General features: G+C 64.1%; 11 protein-coding genes. 3 read left to right on the forward strand and 8 right to left on the reverse strand.

What is annotated here, in order from left to right; all coding sequences use genetic code 11:
* Positions 1-41: 41 nt before the first annotated feature.
* From ABIB06_RS24895 to ABIB06_RS24905, 3 genes are all read right to left on the reverse strand, one after another.
* Positions 42-1,952 (reverse strand): propionyl-CoA synthetase, encoded by a 1,911-nt coding sequence (locus ABIB06_RS24895; RefSeq protein ID WP_354050384.1) that lies wholly within the window; start codon positions 1,950-1,952, stop codon positions 42-44.
* A gap of 142 nt (positions 1,953-2,094) precedes the next feature.
* Entirely contained in the window at positions 2,095-3,480 is a 1,386-nt protein-coding gene (locus ABIB06_RS24900) for a tetratricopeptide repeat protein (protein ID WP_354050385.1), read from the reverse strand.
* 132 nt (positions 3,481-3,612) lie between these two features.
* Positions 3,613-4,371 carry a tetratricopeptide repeat protein gene (locus ABIB06_RS24905; RefSeq protein ID WP_354050386.1) on the reverse strand — a complete coding sequence of 253 codons (759 nt, stop codon included), beginning with the start codon at positions 4,369-4,371 and terminating at the stop codon, positions 3,613-3,615.
* 126 nt (positions 4,372-4,497) lie between these two features.
* Between ABIB06_RS24905 and ABIB06_RS24910 the strand changes: the two genes are divergently transcribed.
* Together ABIB06_RS24910 and ABIB06_RS24915 are read left to right on the forward strand one after the other, a co-directional pair.
* Entirely contained in the window at positions 4,498-6,042 is a 1,545-nt protein-coding gene (locus tag ABIB06_RS24910) for a cation:proton antiporter (protein ID WP_354050388.1), read from the forward strand.
* Between the two features lie 83 nt (positions 6,043-6,125).
* Positions 6,126-6,896, forward strand: a complete 771-nt coding sequence (locus tag ABIB06_RS24915; protein WP_247445233.1) for a hypothetical protein — start codon at positions 6,126-6,128, stop codon at positions 6,894-6,896.
* A 48-nt stretch (positions 6,897-6,944) separates the two neighbouring features.
* Here ABIB06_RS24915 and ABIB06_RS24920 read toward each other — a convergent pair whose 3' ends face one another.
* The 5 genes from ABIB06_RS24920 to ABIB06_RS24940 all read right to left on the reverse strand — a co-directional run bounded on the left by ABIB06_RS24920 (position 6,945) and on the right by ABIB06_RS24940 (position 12,234).
* Complete coding sequence (locus tag ABIB06_RS24920) at positions 6,945-7,751, reverse strand: SDR family NAD(P)-dependent oxidoreductase (protein WP_354050389.1); 807 nt, start codon at positions 7,749-7,751, stop codon at positions 6,945-6,947.
* Between the two features lie 12 nt (positions 7,752-7,763).
* A complete protein-coding gene (locus tag ABIB06_RS24925; RefSeq protein ID WP_354050472.1) occupies positions 7,764-8,183 on the reverse strand; it encodes a DUF1850 domain-containing protein in 420 nt (139 codons plus the stop codon).
* Entirely contained in the window at positions 8,144-10,252 is a 2,109-nt protein-coding gene (locus ABIB06_RS24930; protein ID WP_354050391.1) for a TRAP transporter permease, read from the reverse strand. The genes ABIB06_RS24925 and ABIB06_RS24930 overlap by 40 nt, the downstream gene beginning before the upstream one ends.
* Before the next feature lie 193 nt (positions 10,253-10,445).
* A complete protein-coding gene (locus ABIB06_RS24935) occupies positions 10,446-11,393 on the reverse strand; it encodes a TAXI family TRAP transporter solute-binding subunit (protein ID WP_247351256.1) in 948 nt (315 codons plus the stop codon).
* A gap of 361 nt (positions 11,394-11,754) precedes the next feature.
* Entirely contained in the window at positions 11,755-12,234 is a 480-nt protein-coding gene (locus tag ABIB06_RS24940) for a hypothetical protein (protein WP_354050393.1), read from the reverse strand.
* A gap of 195 nt (positions 12,235-12,429) precedes the next feature.
* Between ABIB06_RS24940 and ABIB06_RS24945 the strand changes: the two genes are divergently transcribed.
* A complete protein-coding gene (locus ABIB06_RS24945; RefSeq protein WP_247445462.1) occupies positions 12,430-12,747 on the forward strand; it encodes a hypothetical protein in 318 nt (105 codons plus the stop codon).
* The last annotated feature ends 111 nt before the right edge of the window (positions 12,748-12,858 follow it).

Consider the following 12,858-nt stretch of genomic DNA (forward strand, 5'->3'; position numbering starts at 1 on the left):
GAGCGGTCCGCAGGACCGAACCCCTAATGACGACGGAAAACTCACACTCTCCCCTTCAGCGCCTCCCCGATCTCGTCGAGCACCTTGGGGTCCTCGATCGTCGCTGGCATCGTCCAGGTCTCGCCATCAGCGATCTTCTTGATGGTGCCGCGCAAGATCTTGCCCGAGCGCGTCTTGGGCAAGCGGCCGACAATGATGGCGAGCTTGAACGCGGCGACGGGACCGAGCTTGTCGCGCACCAGCGCGACGATCTCTTTCTCGATCTCGGCGGCAGCCCGCTTCACGCCAGCCTTGAGCACCAGGAAGCCGCAGGGTACCTCGCCCTTGATCGCGTCCTTGACGCCGAGCACGGCGCATTCGGCGACATCGGCATGCGAAGCCAAAATCTCCTCCATGCCGCCGGTCGAGAGCCGATGGCCGGCGACGTTGATGATGTCGTCGGTGCGGCCCATGACGAAGACATAGCCGTCCTGGTCCTTGTAGCCGGCATCCGATGTTTTGTAGTAGCCGGGGAATTCGGTGAGATAGGCTTCCTTGAAACGTTCGTCTTGGTTCCACAGCGTCGGCAGGCAGGCCGGCGGCATCGGCAGCTTGATGACGATCGAGCCCATGGTGTTGGGACCGATCGGCTTTGCGGCCTCGTCGACCACGTCGACCTGATAGCCCGGCATCGGCACCGTCGGCGAACCATGCTTCACCGGCAGCATGCCGAGCCCCACCGGATTGCCGGCGATGCACCAGCCGGTCTCGGTCTGCCACCAATGGTCGATCACGGGCACTTTCAACTGCTGCTCCGCCCATTCCACCGTCGGCGGATCGGCGCGCTCGCCGGCAAGGAACAGCGTGCGGAATGTCGAGAGGTCGTATTGCCGGATGAATTTTCCTTCCGGATCATCTTTCCGGATCGCGCGGAACGCGGTCGGCGCGGTGAAAAAGGCGACCGCCTTGTGCTCGCTGATCACGCGCCAGAATGCCCCCGCATCGGGCGTGCCGACCGGCTTGCCCTCGTACATGATCGAGGTCGCGCCGTGCAGAAGCGGACCGTAGACGATGTAGCTGTGGCCGACCACCCAGCCGATGTCGGAGCCGCACCACCAGATCTCGCCCGGCTTAACGCCATAGAGGTTGAACATCGACCATTTCACCGCGACGAGATGGCCGCCATTGTCGCGCACGACGCCCTTGGGAATGCCGGTCGTGCCTGACGTATAGAGGATGTAGAGCGGATCGGTGGCAGCGACAGGCACGCACGGCGCCTTCTTGCCGTCGTTCATCGCCTTGCGGCGCAGGCCCGCCCAGTCGTAGTCGCGTCCTGGCGTGAGGTCGCAGATGAACTGCGAACGTTGCAGCACGATGCAGGCCTTCGGCTTCACACCTGCAAGCCTGATCGCCTCGTCGAGCAGCGGCTTGTACTGCACGATGCGCCCGGGCTCGATGCCGCAGCTCGCCGACAGAATCAACTTTGGCTGCGCATCGTCGATGCGGCTGGCGAGCTCCTTCGCGGCAAAGCCGCCGAACACCACGGAGTGCACCGCGCCGATGCGCGCGCAGGCGAGCATCGCAACGACGGCCTCCGGTACCATCGGCATATAGAGGATGACGCGATCGCCCTTGGCGACACCAAAATCCTGCATGATGGCAGCGAGCGCCTGCACCTCGGCCAGCAGTTCAGCATAGGTGAACCTGGTGACCGTGTTGGTCAGCGGCGAATCATGGATCAGCGCGACCTGTCCGGCGCGGCCGCCCGCGACATGGCGGTCGAGCGCATTGTAGCAGGTGTTAACCAAGCCGCCGCTGAACCAGCGGCCGTAGACGCCCTGCGAAGCATCGAAGATCGCCTTCGGCGGCTCGATCCAGTCGATCTCCTTCGCCGCCTCAGCCCAAAAGCCCTCAGGGTCGGCCAGCGAGCGCGCATAGACGTCGTGATAGCTGCTTTTCCCCTGGACATTCATGCTTGCGCTCCCGTTCCCTTTATTCGCCTGGCCTTGACCTTTGGCGGGACAAACGTCCCGCCATGACAGGGATCAAGTACCGGGCTTGTTTGGGGGGTATTTTCCCGGGAACGGGCCGCGGTTCAAGCTGAAAGAACGGTGCTCAGCTATCCATCGCATTCAGCCGCTGTAACCGCTCCTGCATGACCTTTCTCAGGTCATAGCCCGGCCGGCGGAAGCTCGTATTGCGGGTGGCGAGGAAATCGCGCTGGCTGCGGCGGAGATCGCCGGCCGAGCGGGAGCCGGCCGACTTCAATACGCGTTCGTAGGTCTCGGCAATCTGGCGGTCGAGCACGCCCAACTGTGGATCGGCGCAGATCATCTTCTCGACCTCGCGCTTCGCCGTGGCACAATCGAACGACGGGCCATTGCCGGAATTCGCCGCGAGCGGCCGCAGCGGCTCGGCGCCGAATTTCGCGATCTCCGCGATCATGGTGCGGCGGCCGCTGGCGGCATTGTCGTTGCCGGGATCGAGCCGCAGCGCGGTCTCGTAATCGGCCAGCGCCTTCTTGCGCTCGCCCATCTTCTTGTAGAGCACGGCGCGGTTGTTGTAGGTCTGCGCGAAAGTCGGGTCGAGTTTCAGCGCGGCCTCGTAATCGCTGAGCGCAGCACCAAGCTCGCCCTTGAGATGGTAGGAATCGCCGCGATTGGTGAAGAAATTCGGCCGCGGTGCCAGCCGCAGCGCCTGATCGTAATAGGCAATTGCCTTGTCGTACTCGCCCATCGCGGCCAGCGACAGGCCGCGATTGTCGTAATATTCGGGCACCTTCGGATCGAGCCTGATCGCCTCGCCGTCGTCGGCAACCGACTTGTCGAGCTGACCGAGCTTCTTGTAGGCGGCGCCACGATTGGTGTAGCTGCGCGGCCGGTTCGGATCGAGCCGCAGCGCCTCGCTGAGATCGCGAATCGCCTTGTCGTTGTCGCCGCCGAGATAGTAGGTCACGCCGCGGTCGGACCAGGCCTGCGCATTGTCAGGCTTCAGCTTGATCGCCTGGTCGTAGTCGGAAAGCGCGCGGTCGAGCCGGCGCTGGTTGGTGTAGACGACGCCGCGCAGCTCGTAAGACTCGGAATCTTGCGGATCGAGCTCGATAGCCCGGCTGAGATCCGCCGCGGCGCGGTTGAGATCGCCGCCGGCCTCGCGCAGGAGATCGCCGCGCAGGCGCCAGGCTTTTGCATTTTTGCCGTCGAGCGCGATGGCGCGGTCGATGTCCCGCAGCGCCTGCGTGAGGCCGCCTGAGGTCCGCGCACTGGCGTCGGCGCGCACCAGCAGTGCCGCGGCGCGATCGGAGGATGGATTTGAGGCCTGGTCGATGATGGCGCTGCATGCCGGGATCAGCTCGGCCGGAGCGGCCTTGCTCCCCATCACGCAATCGACGCCGGACAAGGCAGGAGCGACGAGGACGACGCTCATTGCCGCGCTGAGCAGGAAGGAGCGAAGCGAGATTTTTGCAAACGAGAACATTTGCGCGGAAAGATGCGTGCCGCACATGGCATAGGGCTCCGAGACATCAGGCTTTCACCATTGTCGCGGCGGCCAAAGAATCGCTTCAAATCGGGCGTGTCAGGGGCGCACCGACCCCTCCCTCCCTCGCCCCGCTCTTGAGGCGGCAGACGAGGAGCCTCAATAGCCATCCACCCCGTTCAGCCGCAGCAGCCGCTCCTGCATCGCCTTCTTCAGATCGTAGCCGGGCCGGCCATATCCGGCATTGCGGCGGGCAATGAAATCGTCCTGCTCGCGCTGAAGCGCCTTCGCTTCGCCCGCATTGCGGGCCTCGCGGAGCACACGGGCATTGGAGGCAAAAACCTCGCGGTCGAGATCGGCGAGCTCGCGGTTGGCGCAGATCGCCTTCTCGACGGGGCGGCGCGCACCCTTGCAACTGAAGCTGGGCTTGCCTGCGACCGCCATCTGCGCGCCGATCCGCTCGATCTCGCGCGCCATCGCCTTGTGATTGACCTTGGCCTTCTCGTGGTTCGGATCGATCTTCAGCGCTGCGCCGAAATCCTGCACCGCCTTGGGCTTGTCGCCCTTCCTCAGCCAGAGCTCGCCGCGCGCGTTGAAGATATCGGCGAGGCCGGAATCAAGCAGAAGAGCGCGGCTGTCGTCGGCGATCGCGCGGTCGACCTGGTCGTGCCGTGCATAAAGCCCGCCGCGCGCGATCAGCGCCTTGATCAAATCGCCTTTCACCGTCTTCTCGTTGTCGATCACGGCGGCGCAGGCCGTGGCGGCCTTGTCGATGTCGTCGGCCGCTGCAGCAGCAAGGCACGACGCGACGTCGACCTGCGGGACCGCGGCCGGTTCGCCGCCGGTCGCTGCATGAGCCGCGGCGAACGAGAGCGCAAAGAGCAACCCGGCGCCGAACCATTGAATGAGAAAACGCATGCTCGTCACAGTCGGAAAGGCCTGAGTTAAGGTCCGGGTTAAGGTCTTGCCTCGGGGCCGCACTATCCATCATACGGCCGGATTGGTGCTAGCTTGTGGCGCCGCTCAATCGGTTTGGGGATCAACGTGTCGACTTTCGAATGGATCATCGTGCTTCTGCTCGGCGCCGTTGCATTATCGGCGCTGGCGCGGCGGATCAAGGTCCCCTACCCGACCTTTCTCGCGATCGGTGGCGCGCTGATCGCCTTTGTGCCGTCGAGCCCGTCCTGGACGCTGGAGCCCGACCTGGCATTGGCTCTTTTTGTCGCACCGGTCCTGCTCGATGCCGCCTTCGACACCTCGCTGCGCGATCTGCGCAACAATTGGGTTCCGGTCTCCACCCTGGTCGTCGCCGCCGTCGGCCTGACCACGGCCGGCGTGGCCTACGTCGCGCACCGGCTGATGCCGGACATGCCCTGGGCCGCCGCGGTTGCGCTCGGCGCCATCGTGGCCCCGCCGGATGCAGCCGCCGCGGTCGCAATCCTGAGCCAGGTGAAGTTGCCCTATCGGATGGTCAAGGTTCTGGAAGGCGAGAGCCTGCTCAACGACGCGACCGCGCTCTTGATCTATCGCATCGCGGTCGGCGCCGTCGCCACGGAGCATCTGGCATGGAGCCAGGTCGCGCCGACCATGGCGCTGGCGCTGGTCGGCAGCGTCATCGCGGGATTGGTCGCAGGCCGCATCATCCCGCTGTTCATGAAACGGGTAAAGGAAGCGCCGAGCGCGATCATCGTGCAGTTCGCCACCACCTTCATGGTCTGGATTGCCGCCGAGCATCTCGGCCTCTCCGGCATCCTCACCATCGTGGTCTACGGCATCACCATCGCGCGCACGGCGGGGGCACGCATGCCGGCGCGGCTGCGGGTGCCGTCCTATGCGGTGTGGGAGACCATGGTGTTCGTGCTCAACGTGCTCGCCTTCATGCTGATCGGCATGCAGATGCGGCCGATCTGGACGCGGCTCAATGCGGACGTGCGCTGGGAGTATTGCGTGGCCGCGGCCTGGATCCTGCTCACGGTGGTGCTGGTGCGGGTCGCTTGGATCACATTCTACCGCACGACGCTGCGCGCACTGATCGCGCACGGGGTCTATCACCCGAAGGATCCGAAACAGGTCGCCTCGCCCAAGGGCGGCCTCATCGTCTCCTGGTGCGGCATGCGCGGTCTCGTCACGCTCGCGACCGCCTTTGCCCTGCCGGAAAACTTTCCCTATCGCGACTTCATCGTCTTTTCGGCGTTTGCGGTCGTGCTCGGCACGCTGGTCGTGCAGGGCCTGACGCTGCGGCCGCTGATCCTGGCGTTCGACCTCAAGGACGACGATCCCGTCGGCATCGAGGTCGCGCGCGCCCGTGCAGTCGCCTATCGCGCGGCGCTCGACGCGATCGAGGACGATCCGTCGGAGGAGGCTGAAATCCTGCGGCTCGAATATCGCGCCATCCTGATGCAGACGGACGACGATCCGAACGGCGGTGTCGCCAACGGCGAATTGCCCGCCGATCCCCTGCGCCGCCGGGGTATCGCGGCCGCGCGAAAGTCGATCTTCGACCTCCGCGCCACCGAAGTAATCGGCGACGATGCATTTCATCGGATCGAGGAAGAGCTCGATCGCGCAGAATTGAGCGCGGGGGGTTAAATCCTATCGCCCCTGACATCCGCCCCGCCTGCACAGGTGGCCAGGGGCTTGAACCAAACCGCGCCTCTTCAGACTCATTCCAGATGACGACCCTAATCGACGACCGTCGTGTGCGCGCGCGAGATGCGTCGCCCGCACGATATTTTTATCTCCACATGGCACTGGCCTGCGCGGCCACCGCTTTTCTCGGCTTCGCACCGACCTATTTTGTGCCGCTCGCGCAACGGACATTGTCCGCAAGCCCCGTGATTCATTTTCACGGTCTCTTGTTCTTCACCTGGTCTCTCTATTTCGTGATCCAGGCCTGGCTCGCGGCCTCAGGCCGCGTGCTCAATCACCGCGCGATCGGCATCGCCGGCGTTTCGCTCGCGACCGCGATGACGATCTTCGGCTTCCTCGCATCGGTGCATGTGATGCAGCATTCCGCCGCGCTCGGACAGAAAGGGGCCGGCATCGCCTTCTCGATCGTGCCGATGAGCGGGATCGCGTTCTTCGCAGTGGTGTTCATGCTTGCGATCATGAACACGCGAAAGCCCGAGATTCACAAACGCCTGATGCTGCTAGCCGCGGTCTCCATCCTCGATGCGGCGATCGCGCGCTGGTTTCTCACCTTCCTTGCACCTCCGGGACCGCCCGGGCCGCCGCCGGTGCCAGTTACCATCGCGCCGGCCGTGGTCGCTTCGCTGCTGCTCGTCGTCGCCATGGTACGCGACTGGCGCACCGAAGGCCGGGTGCATCCGGTGTACATCTACGGTACGCTCGCGATGCTGGCGGTGAAGGTGCTGAACTGGCCGATCAGCGAGACTGCGGCGTGGCATTCGTTTGCCGGCGGGATTCTGGCGCTGGCGCAGTAAGGGCCCGGGCTGTCGTCCTGGTGCAAGCCAAGGCGACGAGGAAGGGAGCTACGCCCCCGCCTTGCACGTGATCCCGCCGTCCACCACCAGCTCGATCCCCGTCACATATTTCGCTTCGTCCGACGCCAGGAACAGCGCGGCGTTGGCGACGTCCCAGGCCTCGCCCATGTGGCCCATCGGCACCTGCGCATCGCGGGCGCGCCACATCGCCTCGATGTCGCCCTTGGCGTAGCTGTTCGCAAGACCTGCGGAATGTTCCACCATCGGCGTCTTCATCAGGCCCGGCAGGATTGCATTCACGCGCACATGGTTCTTCGCAAACTCGATCGCGGTGGAGCGCGTCAACTGGTTCATCGCCGCTTTGCTGACGTTGTAGCTGACATAAGAAATCCCGACATGGCGGATCGATGCGATCGAGGAGATGTTGATGATCGAGCCGCCGCCCTGCTTCACCATCACGGGGATGACGTGCTTCATGGCGAGATAGGCGCTCTTGAGGTTCACGGTGAAGACGCGGTCCCAGCTCTCCTCGGTCACCTCGACGACGCTGCCCATCTCGGCGATGCCGACATTGTTGTCGAGCACGTCGATGCGGCCATAGGCCTTGAAGCACGCCGCAACCATCGCCTCAATCTCGGAAGACCGCGAGACGTCGGCGGTAAACGCGGTCGCCTTGCCGCCTTCGTCCGTGATGATCTTCGCGGTCTCTTCAGCGGCCGCGCCGTTCCGATCGACGCAGAACACCTGCGCGCCCTGGCGCGCAAAGGTGACCGCGGTGGCCTTGCCGTTGCCCCAGCCCGGCCCGATCGAGCCGGCGCCCACCACCATCGCAACCTTGCCCTTGAGCCGGTCCATCGCGGGTCTCCCTTATTTCTCTTGTTCTTCGCACATGCTCATCTTCGTAACGTTAGCACCGATCGGATGCCCGACAATCTCCGACAACGTCTGGCACTTACCGTCATGGCAAAGCCGCCATTCGCCAGCCGCGCCGGAATTGCCCAGCACCACCTCCGGCATCGGCGCGCCCGCAGGCCTCCACTGAAACCAGCCGTCGACGAGCCGCGCCTCGGGCGGCGGCTCCATGCCGGGTCCGGTGCCCTTCACCCGCGCCTGCACCAGTTCGAGCCCCGCGGGGGTGACGCGCCAATCTTCCTGCCAATCGACCTTCGCGATCGAATGTGTCCACACCAGCGTGAAGGCGGACAGCGCCAGCGCCTTCACGCCTGAGGCTGTGGCGAAGCAGAGGCTCACATCGCCTCGACCGGCGCCGGCGGACGCTGCCGCCACTGCCACAGTACGATCGCCGCGGAGAGCAGGAAGCCCGCGGTGTCGCTGAACGGGAAGTCGCCGAGCAGGCAGAGCGCTGCACCGAGCGCGACCAACCGTTCGAGGAACGTCAGGCGCGTGAACAGGAAGCCGATCGCGACCATGCCGAACAGCGCGATCGCCACCAGCGCCTTGAAGGTCGCCAGCGCCACCGCGCCGTAGAAGCCGAACCTGGCGGCCATGGGATCGCCGGCCTGCAGCATCAGCGCCGGCGAGTAGACGAAGACGAACGGGATCACATAGCCGGCGAGCGCGATGCGCATCGCCTCCCAGCCGATCTTGTCCGGATTCTCCTTCGCGATCGGTGCCGCGGCTAACGCCGCAAGCGCCACCGGCGGCGAGAGGTCGGCCATGATGCCGTAATAGAACGCGAACATGTGGCTCGCGATCAGGGGAACGCCGAGTTTCGCCAGCGCGGGCGCCGCGAGCGCTGCCGTAATGATGTAGGTCGGGATGGTCGGGATGCCGGTGCCGAGCAGGATCGACAGCAGCATGGTCATGATCAACGCCAGGAACAGGCTCTTCTCGCCGAGGCCGATCACCCAGCCGCCGAAGATGGTGCCGACGCCGGTCTGTGACATCATGCCGATGATGACGCCGACGATGGCGCAGGCCATGCCGACGGTGATGGCGGATTTCGCGCTTTCAGCCAGTGCATCGCGGCAGGCGCGCAGGGCGGAAAATCCGCCGCGCACGAACGCAGTGATCACGATCAACGCGACGACGACGCCTGCGACCGGCACGATCTGAAGGCCGTCACGCGACAGCGCGGCAACAACGAGCGCGAGCCCGATCCAGAAGATGCTGCGGACCGCCATCGAAGATGCGCCCGTCGTGATGGCGGTGCCAAGGATCAGCCCCACTGTGAGCGCGAGGCCCATGCTACCGGCATAGAGCGGCGTAAAGCCTTCGAACAGCATGTAGACGAGGGCTGCGAGCGGCAGCACAAGGTACCAACCCTTCACCAGCGCCTTCCAGGCGCTCGGGGTCTCCGACTTCTTCATGCCGGTGAGGCCGTGCTTGCCGGCTTCCAGATGCACCATCCAGAAGGCGGAGGCGAAATAGAGCATCGCGGGAATCGCCGCCGCTTTCACGATCTCCGAATATTGGACGCCGAGCGTCTCCGCCATGATGAAGGCGACCGCGCCCATTACCGGCGGCATGATCTGCCCGCCCATCGAGGCTGTCGCCTCGACGCCGGCCGCGAACGCGCGGCGATAGCCGAACCTGATCATCAGCGGAATCGTGAACTGGCCGACGGTGACGACGTTGGCGACGCCGGAGCCGGAGATCGTGCCCATCATGCCCGAGGCGAACACCGCGACCTTGGCAGGTCCCCCGCGGGTACGGCCGAACAGGCCGAGCGAGACGTCGGTGAAGAGCTGGATCATGCCGGCGCGCTCCAGGAACGAGCCGAACAGGATGAACAGGAAGATGTAGGTCGCCGAGACGTAGATCGGCACGCCGTAAAAACCTTCGGTGCCGAACGACAGATGCGTGACGATCTGGTCGAAATCATAGCCGCGATGGTTGAGTGGCGACGGCAGATATTGCCCGAAGAACCAATAGACGAGACAGGCGCCGCACATCAGCGGTAGCGCCGGCCCCATCAGGCGTCGCGTGCCCTCGAAAATCAGCACCGCAAGCAACGTGCCGACGGCGAGATCGAGGCGGGTCGGATCGCCGTCGCGCGCAATCAAGTCCGCGTAAAAAATCCACTGGTAGAGACCGCAGAAGAAACCCGCGCCGCCGATCACCCAGCCGAGCGCGCGTCCGGCGGCGCTCTTCGCGGTGAAGTTTGCGATCAGGCCGAAGGTGAGAAGAACGAGGAAACCGACATGGACGCCGCGCACCACCTGGCTCGGGAGGTAATTGAAGGCGGCGACATAGAGCTGGAACGTGGCGAACGCGATGCCGATCCAATAGGCGAGTGTGCCCCACCAGCCAGGGCCAAAGCCTTCCGGGAAACCGTGCTCGAAATTGTCGAACTCGACCTTGATGGGCGCCGCGGTGCCCTCTGCCTGCAACATCGATATGTCCCCGCCCCCGATCGGGCGTTCCTACAGCATTCGCGCTGCATCCTGAATACGTTATGCCCGGGCTTGTCCCGGGCATCCACGATCTTTCTCGCCTGGCCTTAGGACGTGGACGGCCGGGACATCTGCGCGAAGACGCGCTTCGCGCTTTTGCCCCGGCCATGACGTCCGATAATGAGGGCCGACCTTACTTGATCAGCCCTTTTTCCTTGTAATAGCGGATCGCGCCGGGATGCAGCGGAACCGGGCTGCCGCTGGCCGCCGTCTCGAGCTTGATCTCCTTGCCGGCCGCATGCGCATTGGCGAGTTCGGGCAACGACTCGTAGACCAGTTTTGTCATCTGATAGGCGAGATCGTCCGACACCGCCGAGCTGGTGACGAGATAGTTGACCACGGCCGCGGTCGGCACGTCCTTGTCCTGCCCGGTGTAGGTGTTGGCGGGAATGGTCGCCGCGATGAAGGGCAGGCCGATCTTGTCGACGGTTTCCTTCGGCACCGACACCACCGTGATCGGGCTCGAGGTCGAGAGATCCTTCAGCGAGGCCACGCCGAGGCCGGCCGATTGCAGCGTCGCGCCGAGCTGGCGGTTCTTCATGAGATCGACGGATTCGGCAAACGGCAGATACTCGACCTTGCCGAGATCCTTGTAGCTCATGCCGGCCGCCGCCAGGATCGCGCGCGAATTGAGCTCCGTGCCCGATTTCGGCGCGCCGACCGACAGGCTCTTGCCCTTGAGGTCCGCCAGCGTCTTGATGCCGCTCTCGGCAGTCGCGACGATCTGGATGTAGTTCGGATAGATCGCGCCGATGGTCCTGAGCTTGTCGAGCTTGGTCTTGAAGCCCGCCTCCTCCTCGCCGTCCCAGGCGGCTTTCAGCGAGTCGCCGAGCGTGAACGCCAGCTCGCCGCGGCCCTGCTGGAGCAGGATCAGGTTCTCGACCGACGCCTTGGTGGCCTGCACCTGCGTCTTCACGTTCGGAATCTTGTCGCCGTAGATCTTCCCGATCGCAACCCCGAGCGGGTAGTAGACGCCGGAGGTACCCCCGGTCAGCACGTTGATGAAGGATTGCGCCTGCGCGCAAGGTGCCGACGCCGCCAGAGCAAGAGCCGCGGCCACGCCGAAAATCGTTCGTTTCATGATCTTTCCACTCCCCAAACCGGCCGGGAAGTTGGCCGGATGAGGGGAGCGGGTCAACCCATCCAAAAGTCAAAACGGGACTGCGGTAAATGGCTGTCCTGGCTTGATTTTTGGGGAACCGAGCAGATGCGGCGAGGTGGCGCAGCCAGGCACGCTTAAGTGGGATCAATCACTCACGCAGCAGGCTCGGTGCAACCTCTCCCGCGTGCGGGAGAGGTCGGCGCGAAGCGCCGGGTGAGGGCTTTCTCCTCTGGGGGTTATCCCATTGCGGATACCCCCTCTCCCGAACCTCCCTCGCAAGCGAGGAGGGAGCGCACCGTCACTCGCAAGCCTTCACTGGCAAGCCCTTACTGGCAAACCCTCATTGGAAGGTCATGTCCAGGCATTTGGAGATGTCGGAGCCGAGGCCGGAGGAGATGATGATGCAGCCGCGGACCTTCTGCGCGCTGACGTCGGCGGCCCAGACCGAGTAGCCGCCGGGGCCGAAGAACGAATTGGTGTTCGGCGGCTCGGTCTCGGTCGCGTCGAAATCGTAATGGCCGTCGGTCTCGAAGACGCGCGGCTTCTTGGTGCAGCCGCCGTCGGTCTGGACGTTGATGACTTCCTTGTTGTCACGGGTCAGCGCCAGCGAGACCTGACAGCGGAAATATTCCGAAGTCTTGGTATTGAAGAGGTAGGTGTAGGACTTGCAGGTCGCGGTGTTGAGCTTGCCCGGGGCCAGGCCGCGGCTGCACGAAATCCGCTGGTTGTGGCTGAGCTGGTAGTCATCGGCCCGGGCGGCCGGCGCCAGCGCCGTCACCAGCAGCGCGGCGGCCCAGCAGGCTTTAATGACATGGTGCATCCGAATCATCCCTACCCAATATTTTGTCGAATTGCGTTCTAGACGGAAAGCGGAACATAGTCGCGCGGGGACGATGGGAAAATCACAAACTGCTGGGCAAGACGTGATGCGCTGCGGCACTTACGCAGGTTGACCTGTAAATGCCGTTCGTGATTTGTTCAAGACGGGCAACCCCAATGGCGGGGAGGATGGATGATGATATTTTCAAAGAAGACATTTGCACTTGTTTCGGCTGCACTCGTAGCAGTGCTCGGTACGTTCGCGGCTCCCACATCGGCGCAGACCGCGGCCACGCCGTGGGAGCTGAAGCCCGACACGGGCTATGCTTATGACAAGGAAGGCAAGACCTTCTCCTACAAGATGGGCACCAGCAATGCCGGCGAACTTCTGAAGGGTGCCAAGAAGGTGCCGAAGGGCACGCTGTTCTTCATCGGCCACAACGGCCAGCTCTATATGCGCAGCGGCCCTTATCTGGAAGGCGACGGCAAGTTCAAGTTCGGGGCGGATCAGTAGGGGCGGCGCGTTACACTCAGTGTCATCGCCTACGAAAGCGGGTGATCCAGTATTCCAGAGGCCGTGATGGGGATACGGAGAAGCCGTGGCGTACTGGATGCCCCGGTCGAG

Origin of the sequence: Bradyrhizobium sp. LB8.2 (assembly GCF_040548035.1) — a bacterium.
Taxonomy (GTDB): Bacteria; Pseudomonadota; Alphaproteobacteria; order Rhizobiales; family Xanthobacteraceae; genus Bradyrhizobium.